Annotated in this window: 17 protein-coding genes; 1 reads left to right on the top strand and 16 read right to left on the bottom strand. The window is 50.9% G+C overall.

Going from position 1 to position 18605, the window contains the following annotated elements:
- Nucleotides 1–3: 3 nt before the first annotated feature.
- The 16 genes from F6R98_RS00420 to F6R98_RS00345 form a co-directional block, all read right to left on the bottom strand.
- Nucleotides 4–2628 carry an ATP-dependent Clp protease ATP-binding subunit gene (locus F6R98_RS00420; RefSeq protein WP_153247242.1) on the bottom strand — a complete coding sequence of 875 codons (2625 nt, stop codon included), beginning with the start codon at nt 2626–2628 and terminating at the stop codon, nt 4–6.
- A 35-nt stretch (nt 2629–2663) separates the two neighbouring features.
- Nucleotides 2664–4391 carry an AMP-binding protein gene (locus tag F6R98_RS00415; RefSeq protein WP_153247241.1) on the bottom strand — a complete coding sequence of 576 codons (1728 nt, stop codon included), beginning with the start codon at nt 4389–4391 and terminating at the stop codon, nt 2664–2666.
- Nucleotides 4392–4421: 30 nt separating this feature from the next.
- Nucleotides 4422–4808 carry a DUF4280 domain-containing protein gene (locus F6R98_RS00410; protein WP_153247240.1) on the bottom strand — a complete coding sequence of 129 codons (387 nt, stop codon included), beginning with the start codon at nt 4806–4808 and terminating at the stop codon, nt 4422–4424.
- An 18-nt stretch (nt 4809–4826) separates the two neighbouring features.
- The gene (locus F6R98_RS00405) at nt 4827–5798 is read right to left on the bottom strand and encodes a type VI secretion system protein IglI family protein (protein ID WP_153247239.1); all 972 of its coding nucleotides are present in this window, start codon (nt 5796–5798) and stop codon (nt 4827–4829) included.
- Nucleotides 5799–5812: 14 nt separating this feature from the next.
- On the bottom strand, nt 5813–6667 hold the full coding sequence (locus F6R98_RS00400) for a hypothetical protein (protein ID WP_153247238.1): 855 nt from the start codon (nt 6665–6667) through the stop codon (nt 5813–5815).
- 2 nt (nt 6668–6669) lie between these two features.
- Nucleotides 6670–7032, bottom strand: a complete 363-nt coding sequence (locus tag F6R98_RS00395) for a hypothetical protein (protein ID WP_153247237.1) — start codon at nt 7030–7032, stop codon at nt 6670–6672.
- Nucleotides 7033–7036: 4 nt separating this feature from the next.
- On the bottom strand, nt 7037–7657 hold the full coding sequence (locus F6R98_RS00390) for a DotU family type IV/VI secretion system protein (protein WP_194270069.1): 621 nt from the start codon (nt 7655–7657) through the stop codon (nt 7037–7039).
- Between the two features lie 5 nt (nt 7658–7662).
- A complete protein-coding gene (locus F6R98_RS00385; protein ID WP_194270068.1) occupies nt 7663–9300 on the bottom strand; it encodes a type VI secretion system baseplate subunit TssF in 1638 nt (545 codons plus the stop codon).
- Nucleotides 9301–9304: 4 nt separating this feature from the next.
- Nucleotides 9305–9892: a hypothetical protein gene (locus F6R98_RS00380; RefSeq protein WP_153247234.1), complete on the bottom strand. Its 588-nt coding sequence runs from the start codon at nt 9890–9892 to the stop codon at nt 9305–9307.
- 2 nt (nt 9893–9894) lie between these two features.
- The gene (locus tag F6R98_RS00375) at nt 9895–11523 is read right to left on the bottom strand and encodes a hypothetical protein (protein WP_153247233.1); all 1629 of its coding nucleotides are present in this window, start codon (nt 11521–11523) and stop codon (nt 9895–9897) included.
- Entirely contained in the window at nt 11520–11891 is a 372-nt protein-coding gene (locus tag F6R98_RS00370) for a GPW/gp25 family protein (protein WP_153247232.1), read from the bottom strand. The genes F6R98_RS00375 and F6R98_RS00370 overlap by 4 nt, the downstream gene beginning before the upstream one ends.
- Nucleotides 11891–13138: a type VI secretion system baseplate subunit TssK gene (tssK, locus tag F6R98_RS00365; protein ID WP_153247231.1), complete on the bottom strand. Its 1248-nt coding sequence runs from the start codon at nt 13136–13138 to the stop codon at nt 11891–11893. The genes F6R98_RS00370 and tssK overlap by 1 nt, the downstream gene beginning before the upstream one ends.
- Before the next feature lie 101 nt (nt 13139–13239).
- Nucleotides 13240–13806: a hypothetical protein gene (locus F6R98_RS00360; protein ID WP_153247230.1), complete on the bottom strand. Its 567-nt coding sequence runs from the start codon at nt 13804–13806 to the stop codon at nt 13240–13242.
- Between the two features lie 31 nt (nt 13807–13837).
- Complete coding sequence (gene tssC, locus F6R98_RS00355; RefSeq protein ID WP_194270067.1) at nt 13838–15334, bottom strand: type VI secretion system contractile sheath large subunit; 1497 nt, start codon at nt 15332–15334, stop codon at nt 13838–13840.
- 60 nt (nt 15335–15394) lie between these two features.
- Nucleotides 15395–15928: a type VI secretion system contractile sheath small subunit gene (gene tssB / locus F6R98_RS00350; RefSeq protein WP_153247229.1), complete on the bottom strand. Its 534-nt coding sequence runs from the start codon at nt 15926–15928 to the stop codon at nt 15395–15397.
- 722 nt (nt 15929–16650) lie between these two features.
- A complete protein-coding gene (locus F6R98_RS00345) occupies nt 16651–16851 on the bottom strand; it encodes a hypothetical protein (protein WP_153247228.1) in 201 nt (66 codons plus the stop codon).
- A gap of 902 nt (nt 16852–17753) precedes the next feature.
- Between F6R98_RS00345 and F6R98_RS00340 the strand changes: the two genes are divergently transcribed.
- Nucleotides 17754–18527, top strand: a complete 774-nt coding sequence (locus tag F6R98_RS00340) for a response regulator (RefSeq protein ID WP_153247227.1) — start codon at nt 17754–17756, stop codon at nt 18525–18527.
- The last annotated feature ends 78 nt before the right edge of the window (nt 18528–18605 follow it).

Genomic DNA, 18605 nt, shown 5'->3' with positions numbered 1-18605 from the left:
CCATCAAAGCATGCTCGGGCCGCCGCTTTGCGCCGGATCGGATTTCGCGCCGCCGCCCGCCTGCGCGTCGGTGTGGAACGTCAGCTCATCGTCGGCTACGGCGACGCTCACCCGCTGACCGTCGGTGATCGCGCCGCTTAACAGCAGTTCCGCCAGCGGGTCCTGCAGCCTGGATTGAATGACGCGTTTTAACGGGCGCGCGCCGTAAAGCGGGTTGAATCCCCAACGCGCCAGTGATGCCGCCGCCTCGTCGCTGATTTCAAGCCGGATGTCGCGCTCCGACAAACGCTTGATCAGGCGGTTCAATTGAATATCTGCGATAGGACGCATCGTTTCCAGCGTGAGTTGACGGAAAATCAGGATATCGTCGAGACGGTTGAGGAATTCCGGGCGGAAGTGCCCGCGCACGCTTTCCATGATCAGCGATTGCATGGCGCGATGTTCCTCTTCGGTTTCAACCGGTTCGATATGTTCGGCGCCCAGGTTGGATGTCAGCAGAATCAAGGCGTTGGAAAAATTGACCTGCTGCCCTTGACTGTCAGTCAGCCGCCCTTCATCCAGCACCTGCAGGAAAAGGTTAAACACGTCCTGATGCGCCTTTTCAACCTCGTCGAACAGAACTACCGTGTAAGGCTTACTGCGCAACTGGTTGGTCAGCACGCCGCCTTCCTCGTATCCGACATAACCCGGAGGCGCTCCGGTGAGGCGGGCGATGGAGTGTTTTTCCATGAATTCGCTCATGTCGATGCGCACCATGGCCGCCTCGTCGTTAAACAGAAACTGTGCCAGCGTTTTCGCCAACTCTGTTTTTCCCACCCCGGTCGGCCCCAGCATCAGGAAAGAACCCAACGGCCGGTTTGCATCCTGGATCTGGGTTCGCGCGCGGCGTATTGCCTTGGATACCGCGGCGACGGCCTCTTCCTGCCCAACCACCCGCTCGCGTAAATGGCTCTCCAGGTTCAGCAAACGCTGCTGCTCGGAATCCAGCATCTTCGAAACCGGTATCCCTGTCAGACGAGCGACGGTAGCAGCAACGTCTTCCTCGTTTATCGAATTTTTTACCGCGCCGCCTTCCGGCGATGTGTCGAGGTCGGCATATTCGGCGAGGACTTTTTCCGCCTGCGGTATGATTTTATGCTGCAGCTCGGCCACGCTTACAAAGTCTTCCTCGCGAATTTTCTGCTCCATTTCCCGGCGAGCGCTTTCCAGCGCTTTGCGCGCGTTTTGAACTTCGGTTACCGCGCGCTTTTCGCGCTCCCAGCGTTCGGTCATTGCCACGCTCTGCGCACGCAGTTCGGCCACTTCGATCTGGAGCTGCTGTTTACGCGCTTCGGCGGCTTCGTGCGCCAGGGACTGGAGTTCGATTTCCAGGGCGACCAGCCGGCGGTCGAGCTCCTCCAATGCCGGCGGCTTCGCCGACAAGCCGATACGCACGGTGGCGGCGGTCTGATCGATAAGATCGATCGCCTTGTCCGGCAGGAAACGATCGGCGATGTAACGGCGCGAAAGCCGGATCGCCGCGCTCAAAGCCGCTTCGGAAATATGCACGCCGTGATGCATTTCGTATTTTTCCTTGATCCCTCTCAGAATCAGCATCGTACCCTCGTCGTCCTGCTCCTCCACCTTGACAACCTGGAAGCGGCGGATCAGCGCGGTGTCCTTTTCGAAATACTTGCGATATTCCTCTATCGTCGTTGCGCCGACGCAACGAAGTTCGCCTCGCGCCAGCGCCGGTTTAAGGAGATTGGCGGCGTCCATGGACCCTTCCGCCTTACCGGCGCCTACCAGGGTATGGATTTCGTCGATAAAAGTGAGAATGTTGCCCGCGTCGGTTATTTCCTGTATCAGCCGTTTGAAACGTTCTTCGAATTCTCCGCGGTATTTCGCGCCAGCAATTAATAAGCCCATATCGACGGCCAGCACGGAACAACCCTGCAGATCCTTCGGTACGTCGCCGGCGATTATGCGTTGCGCCAGCCCTTCGACTATCGCGGTTTTACCGACGCCCGGCTCGCCGATGATGATCGGATTGTTTTTTATTCTTCGACAGAGCACCTGTATCGCCAGACTGATTTCTTCATTCCGGCCTATCACCGGATCAAGCTCGCCCTGCCGCGCCATTTCGGTTAAATCTCTGGCGTATTTGTGCAGGTATTCGAATTCCCCCGAGTCTGCGTCTGTTTTACTGTAGCCGCCCGGCGCTTTCTGTTCCAGCTGACTGCGGCTTGTTTCTTTGTTGCCGCCTGCTTCGCTCAATACCGCGGCAACATCCTCCAGCTCCCACATCGCCAGCAATATGTGGTTAATGCCGATATATTTTTCCGCAAGACGCGCCGATGCCTGTTCCGCAAGGATGAACAGACGTTCGAGTTCGCGATTGATGGGCGTTTGCTGGTTGTTTTTCAATGCCTTGGGCAGAACAAGCAGCTGCGAGTCCAGTTTGACGCCCAACTGAGTCAAATCAATTTTTGCCTGCTCGAGATAGCGTCGTCCAATAGCGTTTTTCTGTTCAGCCAGCGCGAACAAAAGATGCCAGGGAGTTACGAAGCCATGGTCTTTTTCCACCGCCAGCCGGCAGGCGCGCTCAATGGCTTCTTGCGCTTTGAGATTGAATTTTTCGATGATCATTGAATGCTCCCAGTTATTCTCGTAAGATTTTGTATTTAATTTTCGAATCGCTCAATGTGACGCCCTGTCAATATCGTTTGCTTTAGCTCCGAAAATCCGCGGTATAACGGCTTGCGCTGGCGTCTATAAAGCTCTCCGCTCAAGTAGTGATACCTGCACCAGTCCTGATCAGCCTTGCCTTGCTCGTCGAGTTTGGGAACTAACGGCAAAAACTCGAAAACATCCGGCATAAATTCGCAGCCCATTTCCTTTTGGATAACGGCGCGAAGTTCCGCCTCGGTTTTTCCTGAGCCAAAAATCAGCAGCGCATAGCGGATGTCTCCTTCGCCGCTCACGTCCGGCGCTTCAATCAGCGCCATATAGGGCGCCAGCCCGTTCAATGCCTCCATGACCTCCTCGAAAGGATAGGTACGGCCGGACCTGCCCGAAGGGAAGAAGCCGAGATATTGCCACCCGCCGCGAAAAGGCGAAAGAATATGAGGCGTAGGCGCCCAAACCGTTTCACCCTCGATTTCTTTCCCGAAAGTCAAACATCCGTTTCCGGTCACGCTGGGCAATTCCGGGGCGGCGATCGCGCCCAGTCGCCAGTCGACGCCTGCGGCTGGGATAACGCCGTAATGAGGCGTTCCCCGGCATCGCGCTGAAAAAACAATCGCCCCCCCCGATGCGGCATTCCAGATCGCGTTACCGGAATAGGCTTTTTCCATGCGCAGGCGGGCGACAAGGTCCTGCCATAAAAACAGGTCGTTGGATTCGGACGGGCTACGAAACCAGTGACGCCAGCGCCTCTCGGCGGATGGCAACTGCGCCGCCGCCAGCAGGTCGCGCAATTCCCGGCAAATGCCCAATATGTCAATCGGTTGTTCGAACAGACGACCAGGCATTTTTTTCAGGTCGGCAAGCTCGATATCGACCCATCCGCCTCCGCTCATTAAAGCCGCCAGAACCAGCGATGGCTGGCTTTCCAGAATATGCCAGCCGGGAGCTGCGCAGAATTGCCCCGGTCTGACGCCCAAGGCTAAAACCCCATCCCGCAACGCGCCCAAATACAGCGTATCGGCATCCACTGCGCGCGGTATATCCGGCGTAGGGCTGGTGGGGTCAAAACAGAGCGCAACCGTGGCGGATGCCGGGTAGCGATAAGGGAGCCCGGCCGGCTGGGAATATCCGCCGCCGGCCGCCGGCAACATCAGGGCACGCCACCGTTCCGGGAGCTGGTGGAAACATAGCGGTTCAGCCGCAATCCATTGCGGCTCCAGCTTTTGCAGTCTTCGCATTAAAAATCCGGAACCTTGCTGCGGCAATAGCGATACCACCATGCCAAGCCGCAACCCAGCCAGTAAGGCGGGCAGCCATTCCTGCAGCCGTTGATGCAGAATCGCAACCGTCTCTCCGGCGCCGGCGCCTGCGTTTTCCCAGGTTGCGGCAAGTCTGTCCGCTGCCAGCATCAGCTCGGCAACGGAATACTCGCGCCAGGCCCCCCCGTCCAGCCAGATCAACGCCAATCCGGCCCGCTCCTTTTGGCGCGCGAGCAGGTCGTGGTAAAAGTCGTAACTTTTGAAAGGCATGCTTTTCGATAGACCCGCCTGGCGGCAGGCCCAGTAAGCATGTAATGCTTTCCAAAAGGCCTCACTATCGAGCCGGCTTTGTTCCAGCCATCCCAAATCCATAACCGCCTCCGGCGTTCCTCGCCACAAGGCCTGTTCAATCGACGGGAAATCGAAATCGTATGTTGGCGTCATATCAAGGGTTGCTCCCGGCATGCCCCGACCTCCCGGCACATGGACACATCATCATGCGAAACTGACCTTGCTCTGACCGGCTGATTTAATACTGATACAACCGCCCCAACAGCACGTCAGCTTACTTTTATTGTCCAGCGCGGCCAGATTGCCGATTAATACCGTGGAGACGCCGGGCGTCCAGGGCGCTACGGTAGCGGGAACGCACGGCATCGGCGTCAGAACGCCCAGCGCGGCCGCGGTCGCAGCGGCCACAACCGGATTTGCCGGGCTGCGGCACAGACCGAACGAAGGAATATTAAGCAACGTTGTCTGGTTTGTGATATTTGCGGCATAAGCGTCCACTTGCACCTTGTTCGTCGGCGCCACCATATAAATGGCCGATGCGGCGCCGAACGTGCATTTGAGAACGGCGTTTCCAGTGACTAAAAAACTCATGGCAACCCACCCACCGTATTAATTTGCAAAGCCGTCTATATCGACCCGAAGCCAATCCTGCATGGCTTGCCATTCCGGACTTTCTTTGTGCTCCATGTAATCGGCCAGTTCCGAAAAATTAACTGCTTGCAATTTAATGAATTCCTCAAACACCTTCGGGAAATATAAACGAGGATCGAAATCCGCTATCGCCTGGTTGATTTCGTCGGCAACCAGGGCCGCCTTGAAAAAGTTTTGTTCTCTGGACAACTGCTCGAATGCCGTCAGCTTTTTCAATAACATCGTCATGTGATAGGAACCTTCTATTTCCATACCGGCGAACTGGCCTTTTGAAGCGCGCTGGTTCGATCCGGCGCTCGGCGCTTCCTCATTTTCCTCCGTCATCTCATCCATTTCTGCTTCGTCGGCTCCCGACGATGGTTCAGGCTCCGGCTGCTTGTAAACAAGCCGCTGCAGTTGCCCCAGCCACTCGACAACCTTGCTCCACAGATCCAGCACAGGACCGGCGCCGTCTTCCATCCGTAGTTTGATACCCCGGCTAAACTCGCTCCCTGTCTCCAAAATAGCGGTTATTTCGTCGACGGATACCTCGTTCTGCCAGCCGTGCCATACCGGCGTATCATTGTCTTCTTCGTATTGCGCCTTTCTCATCAGCGACCGAAACATCCAGGTCAAGCTGAGCTGTACGTTTTTTTCTCTATTGCGGGCGGGTCCGATCGCATCCCAATTATTCGCTACAACATTGTGCAGACAAGTAACAACCGGTCCCAGGCTTGCTACGCCCTGTTCCAGCCAATAGCCGTAAAGCAAGTAACAGATGAGCCTGATATCGTAGATTTCCTCTGCTATAATCGCTTCGCTGGCATGCGCCGCAGCGGCATAATCTCCGTTTTGCGCCAAAGTGGCGATTTCATCAAACCGGGGATCGGTAGTATCAAGTCCGGGGGCTTCGGCGATGCGCAAGTCGCCGAGTAACATGTCAATTTGCATTACATCTCCTTTCGTCACCAATCGAATAATCGTCCGGCAAATATGCGAATACGGCGAAACCGCGGTTTATCGCTTCGGATATTTTCATAGCCCAAATGAGCGCCCTGCGCCAGGCGAAGCCAGCCGACTTTCGTGCGGATGACCAGCCAGATTTCCAGATCAATCCCTACGGCGCGCAGCAGCGGAAATATCAATTTTTGCAAACGGCTATCGATTTCCTTTGGCCATGGCTTGCCGGCATTACAGTTTTCTTCATCGGCAATCAAGGTAATCCGGAGCCCCGGCACCGTCTGCGCCAGTTTTTTCCCGAATACGCTTTCATAACCCAACCGCGCTTCTCCCAGAATAATCGCGCCTAATTCGACGCGGCGCTCTAATACGGCCTTTTCCACGCGTACCTGTAGTTCCGGGCAAACCAGTTGCAGCAGCCAATGCAAAACAAAGGGATTATTCAACTTGAGCGTGAAAATCTCGTTGTTTCTCGGAGGCTCGCGCCCCCGCTCATAGTGGGCTGCGTCGAATTCAGGATAAACGGCGAATAAAAAACGGCGCAACAACCGGTCGTCAAAGTATCCGAAGAATTCCGCGAATTTGCGCGCCTCGATTTTGCCGTAATCCACCTGCTTGAAAAAATAACTGGGTAGCAGGCTTTGTCCCCCCAGAAGTCCTAAATTCAGGGTAATTACGGCTTTTTTCTGGTTACGGCGAAACTTTATGGAGTTGATCAGCCTTGACTGGGAACATGTGCTGTCATTGCTTATGAACAGGATGTCATCCAGCGAGTAGCCATGGTAGACCAGCACCTGCAGCAGGGATATCGGATCGAACCGTCTGATGTCTTGCGCGATTCGTTGTTCAGGGATCGTCATTGTCATCGCGTCTTGCCACGATTAGCGACTTCCAAAGCCCAAACGGACTCTTCCAGCGTTTCGAGCATCATGATCAGATTTTTACGGCCATCCGCATCTTCGTCCGCCAGGCACGGCAAAGCACTGTCCAATGAATAAAGGCGATCGATTTGCTGCGATATTTGCTCAAGCATCGCCGATAAGATCGATGCATTTTCGAAGTTTTCGGCAATCAGGCGCTTCACCTCAAGATATTGACTGTGAATATTCCTGCTTAATGGATTCGATACCGGCGTATCAGCGACAGGCGCAGCCGACTGGCTCCAGTTCGCGCGAAGTTTGTCGGGCGCAAATATTTCATCCAGCCGGGGGGGTACGGTACGCATCTGATTAATTTATCGGATACCAGGAATCGGCCATTTGTACGAGCAGCCAATAAACGACGGCAAGCAGAAATACCGCCGCCCCATAAAATGCGTAGGCCGGGATTTTCAGCGGCGAATCAGCGGTATCCGGGGCGGCAGGCGGCGGAGGCGCGTCGATCGGAGCCAGGCGAATATGCTCCCGCAGCCTGTTGATATAGGAAGCTATCTTTTCCCCGCTTTCACCATAGCGGCCGCGAAAACCATCATTCAGGCAAAAAAAGTAAATTGCGAAAATCAGTTGCGGCGTATCAGGCTTGCTTAACAGCTGATCCAGCAACTCGTAAAAAATATCTCCTGCATCGTTAATCTGGTAGAGATCTTGCTGCAACGGCGGCCATTGCAGGTGTTCCATCTCCAGCAACAAGGATTTAATGGTTTCGTCGCAATGCGCCGTCAGCGGAAACAGGACAAAATATGCGTCGCGCTCGGAATATTGCTCGGTAACAATTGCGCGCAATCTCTCCAGGTGCGAGCGCAGACCGCTTCTCAGCGCTACTAAATCGACGCTATCGGCCGCGACCTGCTCGCGTAGTGAGACGAGCAAATCGTTGATGCCGGTTATTTCTTCCCAAACATTCTGCGTCATGGACATTAACTCTCAAGAAATTCGGACGGCTCGTCAGCCTTTTCAATTAAGACGTCCACAACGGCATCCGGTATCCACAAATCAAGCATGCGATTCAGATGTTCCGCAAAGGTTTCAGTAAGCTCCAGACTATCATCCATTTCTGTTTTGAATTTAAGATAGTATGTCTGCTTTGTCATATAGTGTTGTTCCCTGCCTAGCGCCATCTCTTCCAATCTCACGCCGTTTAAATTTTCCAGCACGCCTCGAAAACGGCCCGATGAAACGCTCCCCATGGCCTGAAGAAGATCGCGGACGTCTTGACCGCTGAGGCAGGTTTTGTGCATAAGCGTCAATAGATGCAAGAACCCGGTGCTGCTGTTTATTTGCTGGTTTTCCACGTGAGTTTCGGCGTTATCGGTCAACTCCCATTTCACCCCGACGGTTTGCCGATGCAAGGTTTTCAGCGTATAGCTGTTTTTGCTCTGTCGATCAAACCAGGGTTGCAGCCAGAGCGCCTCTACCGCCAAAGTTCGGGGCTGCTCGAATGCTTCGGGGAAATGCGGCAGCAGCCGAAACAGGCTGCCGCCATCCGCCTGCATGGTGTCCTGTTCGATTTCGTAGGAACCATTGCCGCCGGCGAGTAGGCCGGGACGAAGCGGGAGCATGCCCTTTTCGGTGATTTCGTAAACGCCGAGTACTTTTTGTAATTTGAATCCGGATTCAGGATGAGGATGACGAATTGAATAACGCTCCTGGGTTCCATCGCACAAGACCGGTTCGGAAAAACCACGCCTGCTATTACTCAATGGCACGGTAAAAAGCTGGAACAAGTCCTTGTTCGGCTGATATTTGCGCGGCCAAAGTTCGCTGCACTCCAACGCCACTGTAAATTTCTTCCAATTTCGGGGCGCAGGCGGCAATTCCAGATGAAGATAAAGCGCCTGTTGCGGGAAATGAAAATAATCACGTTCGACTTCCAGTGGATGCCGCCATTCATCCGTTTCTATTCCGTCGCCGGACGCATCGAAGTCAGAATGGCATTCCATGCCCGCACACTCGGGATCATAGCCGCCAAACTGAACGCGCGTATTGCGCAACGTCCTCTTAAGGTAATGGAACACCTTGAGCGAACTGACAAAATCGTTCAGGTAGTTGATATACAAGCTCAGGCGGCCAGGATGTTCGTTTAACGGATAATCTGCTTGAAACATCAGCAACAACCGGCAGCCGGCAGCCGGCAGCATCTCCAGTTTAACCGCTTCGATACCGAACGGCAGCACTCTCAATTGCCGCATGCTGCGAAAAAAAGCCAGCCCGCCTTTTTCGGGCTGCAGCGCGAATTCGGTATCCTGAGGAAATTCCAGCACCTCGGTAAGACGACCGGTGGGTTTTGCCTGAACGATAGCCATTGCCGGTAAAGGGGAGAGTAAATAGGGAAAAAATTGCTGGTATAGACGCAGCCGGTTGGCGGCGTTATAGCGCAAAGTGGCCGTTTCGGTTCGCGCTCCGAAAAAAGCCAGCACCTCAATGATGCGCTTGACGGCGGGATCGTCCAAATCCAGATCGGAAGCAGGGTGATCAAGCGCGTACGTCAAACGGAACTCCTTCAGCGCGTGCAGCTCTTCGATAAATGTCCGGTACAGCTTATCGTCGCTATTCATCATCTCATCCCAGTTTGATCAGATTGCCTTCGATATTGGTAATTTTGCCGGTCAACGTGGTTGTCGATCCTTCAATATCCATGGTCGATTGCGCCGAAATATTGACCATGGCCCCTTCCATGCTCGCGGTCGATTGTGCTGTCAAAGCCAGTTCATTACCGGTGATGCTGGTTTTCGAATCGCCATTGACCGTTGTGGTGGAGGCGGTCAGACTGGCGCTGTCCTGCGCCGTTGCAGAAATATCGGCAGCGCTCATGCTCAACGTGGTGCTGGCGGAGATGGTCATATTCGCTGATGTATTAACCTTCGCATCACCGGTGCTGTCAATGGTAAAAGTACCTTCAGCCTGATGACTGGTATCCTTGGTCGATTTACAGGTAATGGTATCGGCTTCGACAGTAAAAGTTTGACAGCTGATAGTGATGGCATCGCTGGTTTGCGCGATATAGCTTGTTGTTTCCTTGCCTTTGCAAGTCAGGGTAATGGTGGTGCCGTCAAACGTTGCCGTCTGGGTAATTTCATCGTCCTGATTTTCGACCGTCAAGGTGATGCCCGCCGTCTGGCACAACTCGATCTTGCAAACCAAAGCCATCGTCAGCCCTCTTCCTCTTCTTGCTGTGTCCGCAGCAAAATATAACCTTCCGAGAACTTGATTAATTCCTTGTCCTTGTCCATCGTGCGCTGAATTTGCAGCTCCGGCTTGCTATCGACATAGCTATGTTTAAGAATCGTTTGATTGGTTGTCGATTTTCCCATCACCAGTTGATTGCCTTGCGAATCCATAGTCTGGGCAGTACCGCTGCTCCAGTCGAGAAAGCCGGCAATATGCGCGGAATCGAAACCCAAACCGATCAGCACCCGTGCATTTTTGTAATAGGGAAAATAAAATTGGCCGCTCAACAAATTCGGCTCAAAGGCGGCGCGAACTTTCTTCGATTCCCATAACGGAATACTCACCTGATAATAAGTTTCCGAAGTATCTTCATCCTGATAAAACTCGTAAGTAGTTTCCTCATCTTCTCCCTGTTCGCTGACCACTTTGCCTTCCACAAAAAATGGGTAAACCGGCGCAGCATACTTCGGCAGATCGACCCACAACTCGCTGCCGCACTCCAGTTTTATTTCATGTTCCATCTCGTAACGGCTGTAAGGCATGTCGAGTTCGGCCGTCATATTCTCGTCTATCGAATATGCGCGCAATGACCAGTCCCTGACACGATAACTTTTACCCTTTACGTACAACGATGAACTCCAGCCGCTCCCTTCGAATTTAACCGATTCGCCGGGAAGGGATATCATCAATGGAAATTTTTTATATTCGACGTGTACTTCGTGCAGGCGCTGCTTAAAGCGGGCGGTTTCCAGCGTGACGCGCGCTTGCATATCAGCTGCAATCGGATAGCGTGCAATGAAATCATGACGCATGGGTTTGGCTGTCTGCTTGTTTTCCACCGAGCTGCTCTGCGCGTCCTCCGCATAGGCATTTAATACATTGGGTTGAAAGCGGGCTACTTGCGGGAGCTCAACCCGGTATCCGAGCACTTCCAGCGAATCAAGCGCTTGAGTTTTCGACGATGAGGTTTTTGACGCACTCAAGGTATAAGTGTTGGCGCTCGCGCTATAGGTGAAAACGCCATTTTGACTGTCAACCAACCAGATCAGATAATCGTAAAAACTGGCGGTATTGTCTGATGCCCCTAAAGGCAGCGATAAAACGGCGTGTTCGGTTTCCAACACATCCCAATCATATTTAATATTGATTTTCGTACTGACATGGGCGCTGATAAGCGTTTGCAACGTAGCATCAGTGTAAAGATCGCATGGGTAATGCTGCTTCCACAATACGGCAGCCGGATCGGCAAAGGTCAGACTGTAATAACGATAAAGCATTAAATCCTGCGTAGGCAACACATTGGAAAGCGTCTGTTCCGATATCTGCCTGGTCGTAACCAATCCGCTGAGCTTAAGCGTGTTGCTTTTGGCGTCCGACGATTTGATATAAACGCCGATTACAAGCGTTATCTCAATCAAGTCATTTGCAGTGATCGGAGTCAATAACGTATCCTGGGAATGCTCGGATGAAATTACAAACCCGATTTGCCCGGAAAACCCCCAGCTATGCAGGTCCAGCTCCAGGAGTTTGACGCTGCCTCCGGGTACAGTAAACGCCTTCCCGTTGATATTCAGCGTCAGCGCAATTGATAAGTCGTCAACGAATTTCATATTGAACTCACGTGATAACGTTCCTGTAACGGATCAAGATACATACTTAACGATCGGGCATTTTTCCTGACCACGCAATCAATACGGAAGGACAAACGAAATAAAGCATCGTCATTGAGTTCGACTATATCCAGCAACTTAACTCGCGGCTCGAAGTTTTCTATGTTTTCTCGTACATCGTGAATGACTGCCTGGGCGATAATCTCCCGGGAACTGATATGGTTATAGTCGGGTATGCCGAAATTTTGCAAAAAATAACTATAGCCCTGTTTGCTGTTGAGAATATTATTCAGATTATCAATGATATCGCCGATATCATCGGTATCGTCCTTCTCATCATATGCGCTCAGTATGTTCAGCAGCGACATCAGTGCGCGCGCCAGTAAAGAAAAAATTTTTCATCAGACAGTTCGGGGCTTTCGTAAAATCCGATTGTCAACTCCTTAAGGGCATGATCCCACTCCTCTCCGCCGCTTAATTGATATATATCGACTTCCGCACCGAAAGAATGCTGAAATGGAGGCCGATCAAGGCGTCTATGCCCAATTCCCTGCAAATAGAATTTATGAACGACTGGAATACGCGAAACGGCTGCGATTTTTAAACGGCTAATATCGACCGATTCGGTGATCTTTTTCTTTTGCACCAGCAGATAAACCTCTTCCGCCTCTCTGATAGAACCCGGTAGATTGGCTTGCACTATGCCGTCGACGGTATTTAACGGTACATAAGGAGAGCGGCTTTTGGATATGGTCAATTCCTCGGTCAATGGTTCAAATACATGCTGAAATACTTCTGAAAGCTGTTCATGACGGTAGGCTGCGGTTGCAAAAAGCGGCGTACTGTTATGATAAAAACATAGATCGACATAAAAATGTTTCAACGCTTCATATAAATAATACGGATGAATGTGTATTTGATCATTCAAATTACCCAGAAAACGCTGTAGATGTATTATGCTTTTAAGACATTGCTTGGCATTGCCCAAATCTTCGCCCGACAGATAGATTGCAGAAATTTCCTGATTCAACTGATAGAGATAGGAGTCCAGCCGCTGGCTTAACTCCGATAGTCCGGCCTTTAGAAACGGCACCGTCCCTATGGACAACAGCGCCGGAATATAACGCGACGCTAAAGCCCACGCACCATCCGGCCGTTTTTCAAATTCAGCCAAACGAAAACTTTCCAGCGTATCGGGACTTTCCTGTTCGCTCGATAATTTAAGCGACCACATCCAGCAAGTCACTCCGTCACGCTCAAATGTCGGGCGTTCATCGTCCCACGCCGCATTTTCGGCAGTGCCGCGCACATGCAAATACACCGGTAACAAAGTGGCGCCAGGCACATTGAGATTCAGCGGTGAGATTTGTGCATTTCCCTTTAACTCCAGCAACAGTCCGGACGGCAATATCAGCGTCATTGCTTCCAGCGATAAAACACCCTCGCTTAGCAGGGCCTCATTCCAGCGCAATGCCGCCAAACCATAATATGGCAGACCATGAATACGGAATCGTAACGTGGAGTCCGCCAACGCCGATTCCTCCAGCGCGCTCAAATGCCCAGGCAATAACGCCTGCCCCATGGACCAGCGGACTCGTGACAGAAGGTTACTCATAGCGTTGTAAGTTAATATATTGTTTATGCCCGCATACTGAAAGCAGCGCAAGAAGATATCGTTACAATAAATACCTTCTTGCCGACCGCATCAACCCGTTATCAGGCGTTCGCAACACCCCACTGCTTGGCGAACTTATCGGAATTGGACACTGCAAACGCTAGAGACTGGGCGGAGCTTTGCGGCATAATGCCAATCTGCATACCGTAGTTCAGCGGAGAACCAACTCTCGAATCCGCATCGCTGGCGATCGCCAGGGACAGCTCTCCGCCTTGCTTAAGCACCAAGCCGTTCAAGTCGGTGGAATTACTATGAAACGCCAGGTAAAAAACCTTGTTGACCGGATCGTACTGGTAAATATTAAATTGAAATACAACATCGGTTTTCGACAGAGACGTATGTGTCAGCAAAGCCACTGCTTTCTGATTTGCCGTACTAACGTTGGCGTTTATCCAGATAGGATCCGCATAGCCGCCATTAAAACTGATGTCTTCAATCACACCGACGACTTTGGACGCGCTCTGATCAGTCGGAACTGTCAATTCCAGATCGGCGGTTAATGCAGTTCCGCCAATAGACATACTGACCAGATGGCCAACCAGCTCCTGGCTGTCTTTTTGAAAATTGAATCCCTGGGTTATACTGCAACTAAACTGTGAAGATGCCATTTCATTACTCCTGTTATTTAACTACGGTTAACTATAAACGCGCATCCAGGCGCAATTCCACATCCATTCCCTCGAATTGGATATGCGGCAATACGGCAATTTTGCAATCGTACCAGCCGATCATTCCTGGCCGCCCTTCCACGCTCACCGACGCAGCCTTGAACGGATAAAAACGCAAGGTTAAATCATCCGGATTTACCACGGTAGTAACGTATTGGAACAGCCAATTTTCCAGTGTTTTCGAGATATAACCCTGATCGGCGCTACTGCCGATATTGTCCCGCATAATGCATTTCACATAATGAGCGATTCGGGTAATCGAAAAGGTGTACGATAGATTCGTTACCAACTGAGCGTTTTCTGAATCCTTGGGATCTTTGAATTTTTTCGCCTTCTTTAATGACTGACAACTAAAGAAACAGGCATCGGCAGTACCTTTTCTATAAATCAAGGGCATAAAACCGGCGTTGGCGAAATCCAGCTCCCTGTAATCTGGGATAGCCATTTCCACCGGAATTTTAATTTCTTCTTCACCGCGTATATTGAACGTATGCACGGGCAACCCCGTCACCAAACCGCCTCCTTTGGGTCCCCTCAAATACTGGCACCACCCCGAACCGGCAAAAGACCTAACCATGTTCTGGGTGAAAAGCGCCGCTGCGCTACCCCATAAATAGTCGGCGTTATTGTCTCCTCTGACTTCTTCCTTGAAATTTATTGTTGCACACGGGTTGGTATCGGGATCATAGGGTTGACGCAGAATATAACGCGGCAGCGTTAAGCCGATATATGCGGCAACTTCAGACTCGCGCAAAGCATTCCATGAGCCGTAGCGAGGGTGATTCATCAGCCCCTCCAGATCCTTGATCGCCGCAAGCTCATCAATCGTGTCGCAACCAAAAAACTTCGGTGAAACAGAACTGACAAAAGGCGCATGGCTGGCCGCAGCGACTTTACCCATAATTTTCAGCCAGAATTCGTCTCGCGGCGTATGTTCAAATTCATAAAAACCGATAATACTGCCGTAAGGTTTTCCGCCGTACTGGTCATACTCGGCTATATAGGCTTTCTTGAACAAGGCGCTGCCGGTTATATCGACAGCATTGGAATCGAAATCGTCGTATAATTCATCTTTTCCGACATCAAGTATGTCGATCATGATATCGGCTTTGAAATTGGTGTTGAGAATCAAATCGTTCAACGAGCGCCAATCCGACTCCATCCGTTTGAATTTATCATGATGGATTATTTGATTGATTTGGGCATTCACCAATTCATCGATATGACTGAGTAGCTTTTGTATTTCGCCTTTATCGAATTTCCCGGAACCGGCGTCAATATTCATTAATACCGCAGCCATGCCAGAAATAAAACGATCTTCATCCCGGATATTTTCTGTAACGGTTTCCAGGTTGTTGGAAACCATGGGTACCGGTTCGGATACATCCGGATTAAGCTTCATGCTCGACAGGAAACGCTTGAAATCCAGAGCTGCTTCTGTTGCTGTTGCCGTTGCTTCTTCACTCATTGTTTGTACTCTCAATACTTGATCTTAATACAATAGATATACGCTCAATTACCGCGCAGCTCAGTCTTGCTTGGGCAAGGCGCCTACCGAAGGCAGCTTGAAGCTTTCGAAGCCTTTTAACTCAGCAAGAATCTTGTCCAGATCCTCCGGTTTACTCATCAACTCGTCCAGCAACTTCCGCAATTCCTTACGGTTGTCCACACTGGACAACGTCTCCTCCACCAGCCGTTTCAAGGTCAGCAATCCTTTCAGCTTGGGTACATGCTCGGCAATTCGATCCGGCGAAAACGACTTCATTGAATCTACCGGGATATTCACCTGCAGATCTTCTTCCCGCTCCGGATCGATTTTGTTTTCCACCGCGAAGGAAAGCTTCATACCCATGTCTTTCATGACCGCATCCGTATTGGTCCCGTCAAGATTCCTGATTCTTCTTTCCTCCAGATCCAGCTTCCTGTCTATTGACGTTCCTTGCGAAAAGTCACCGGTAACCATCAGTCTTAACGGCAATGTAATATCTTCCGGCTGACCGTTAATTTCCGTCTTATAACGCAATGTTAATCTGGATTTTGGAATTTCATCTTGAATTGCCATAATTAATCCTAAATAAAAGTAATTGAAAAACAGTTTTTTACTCTAAACCTTGTCTAACAAGGCGCATTATTTCCAGCGATTAACACATATTAAACAACATTGATTATAGCTTAACATGTTGCATCCACAGTGTGTTGGGTTCCTCTCCAGGTTATAAATTCAGACATTCAACAGTGTATTGAGTTCATTTTCAGATTATAGATTTAGACATTCGTATTTACGGTACGATGGAAAACTGGCCAGACAAACCCGGCGGATTATTGCAGATACCATGATCACAACCCCGCACCGGCAATATCATTTTTGGAGAAAGCAGGTGTTGCATATAATTTTTACCTTAGTGGGTGCCCGTTGCGTCAGATTACTATAACCACCAACAGACTGCTAGCCAATGTTGAATACAAACATAGCGAACCTGCAGTTTTACTAGCATAATACAAAAATACATACGACCCGTATTTGTTTATTCGGACAGATGCTTTGATTCTTCGGGCTATTTTTCATGTACGCAGTAAGCCATTGAAGCAACGAATTTTTATTCTAATTCCCTGTAACTTCATATAGATAAGTCACGATAGTTTCCGGAACCGGCTTGGCGGAGTGGCTCAAAAAATCAATTTTCATACCATTCGTTATTTTTTCAATACGGGGGTACGGCATTTAGGGGGTTTCTGATTATCTTCCATCATTAACCTTGGCTTCGCAATGGCTATTTCTTATTGTTAATCAGGTTCACCCTCTGAAACAAATGTCCTTTTAGTACCGTCGGCGCCACTCATGCCCACCTTTATGTTCGTGATGATGTCGACGCTGCGCGTATTGCTGATTCCCGGTGCCACAGCGATGCCCGAAACATAGGTGCCGTGCGAAACGAGACCGGTAATTTGAGCCTCATCAGATGAGGAGCCGGTCTCTGGCGGCATTTAAGATCATACTGCGCGAATCGAACTTGCCTGTAAAATGCCCCCAGATCCCGATTGTTCGTGATGCCGGTGTCGCCACCCCCAATGGTGACGCCGGCGCCCGAATAGTTTGTCGCCCAGGCGTTCGGCGTGCCGATGAGGGTCAGCTCATACTGTTTCTCGTCTGGCGTTAGCGTAGTTGCCGTTTGCGCGACTGCGGACGCGGCGAGGATAGCGGTCGCGATCGCCGCCATCAGGCAATGCGCCGGCGGAGTGTTGGCCGTTTGGCAAAGTCCGTCCGGCGCCAAACCTGGTTGCCGTTTTTGACCCATAGAGGATCCCCCGATCCGTGACTAACGCCGTTAAGTTAACAAATGCGCCTGCGGTTTTAGCTATGACTAGCCGCTTGTCGCTTAGTTTATTTGAAGTAAGTTACCTCCCCTGGCTGAGTCTTGAACAAAACGTTATGAAGCCGCTTTGCTTAATGATTTCCGCGCGGAGTTTGTGTTCGGCCTTCGGGGTTAATGCGTATGCCCCGTCGGCGGATCTTTCATTTGCTTCACATAGTTAGTATCATTTAAAAAATGGGTACCACGTATTTGCCAAAGCGGACGACCTTTTTGATTTCGAGTGCGAATTTTGCAGCCCTGACATGGTTAGTCTCTGTAGACATCCAGGTTCCATTGACTTCAGACGGAAAGGAAGAACTTACATATCATTTTGTTACGATAGATTGCAAAAGAAAACATCGTCTTTCCGGCGTAGATTGCCGAAATCCAGCCGCCATGGGTGGAATCCGGGTAACATCCCTGTCGACCAAGTGCGGTCTGCCCCTGACGGCAAGGATCCAACTAGTCGATTAATTGTATGCGTTACTTCTTTAGAATCTAGAATTGCAGATTTAACTTTCAGTATTTCTCTAAATGTATCCACTATCCACCATCATGCTTATTGATGATTCTCTTGATGAATTGCGACTGCTGTCCGACATGCTGCGCCATGAACATTTCCGGCTGATGGTGGCAACCGATGGCCGCCAGGGTTATCAGCGGGCAATCGTTGCGCAACCCGACTTGATTGTGATGGATGTCGCCATGCCGCAGATGGATGGGTTTACTGCTTGCCGCTTGCTCAAGACGGATCCGGTTACATGCCACATTCCAGTCATTTTCCTCTCGGCTAAAAATTCCGCCGAAGAGCGTCTGCAAGGATTGAGTATCGGCGGGGAAGACTATATTTCCAAGCCTTTCCTGGAGGCTGAGGTGTTGATGCGAATTCGCATTCACCTGAACCGATTACGCGGATGTTTGAGTCAGCCTGACGCAGAACGCGCCATAAAGCAGCTCAGCCCTGACGAAATTATCGCCAGGGCTGCTGCGAATCTGATCCAGGATCAACTGGAAGCGTTGCCGACGGTTGCGAAAATTGCTCACATGGTAGGCACTCATGAAAAAAAATTGGGGCGGATATTCCACAATCAATTCGGCATGACAGTTTCCACCTTTATCAGGGAAGAGCGCATCAGTGTCGCCTGCAAGCTTCTGACAGGTACGGAAATGAGCGTTCGTAAAATTGCCGCACAGGTAGGTTTCGAAAATGCCGGTAATTTCGCCACGGCTTTTCGTGAACGCATGGGCATGCCCCCGTCTGACTATCGTGAGGCCACCCGGCACTTCGAGAACGAGCCGCTCACTTAGAAAACCACGAGACGACTCAACAGCACCCTTTCAGACCCTCCTTGATTTCAATAACCTTCCGTTTGCTTTTTGGCCTGA

The sequence above is a fragment of the Candidatus Methylospira mobilis genome, assembly GCF_009498235.1.
GTDB classification, from domain to species: domain Bacteria; phylum Pseudomonadota; class Gammaproteobacteria; order Methylococcales; family Methylococcaceae; genus Methylospira; species Methylospira mobilis.
Note: the sequence above shows the minus strand (reverse complement) of the source record. Positions and strands in the feature narration are given on the sequence as shown.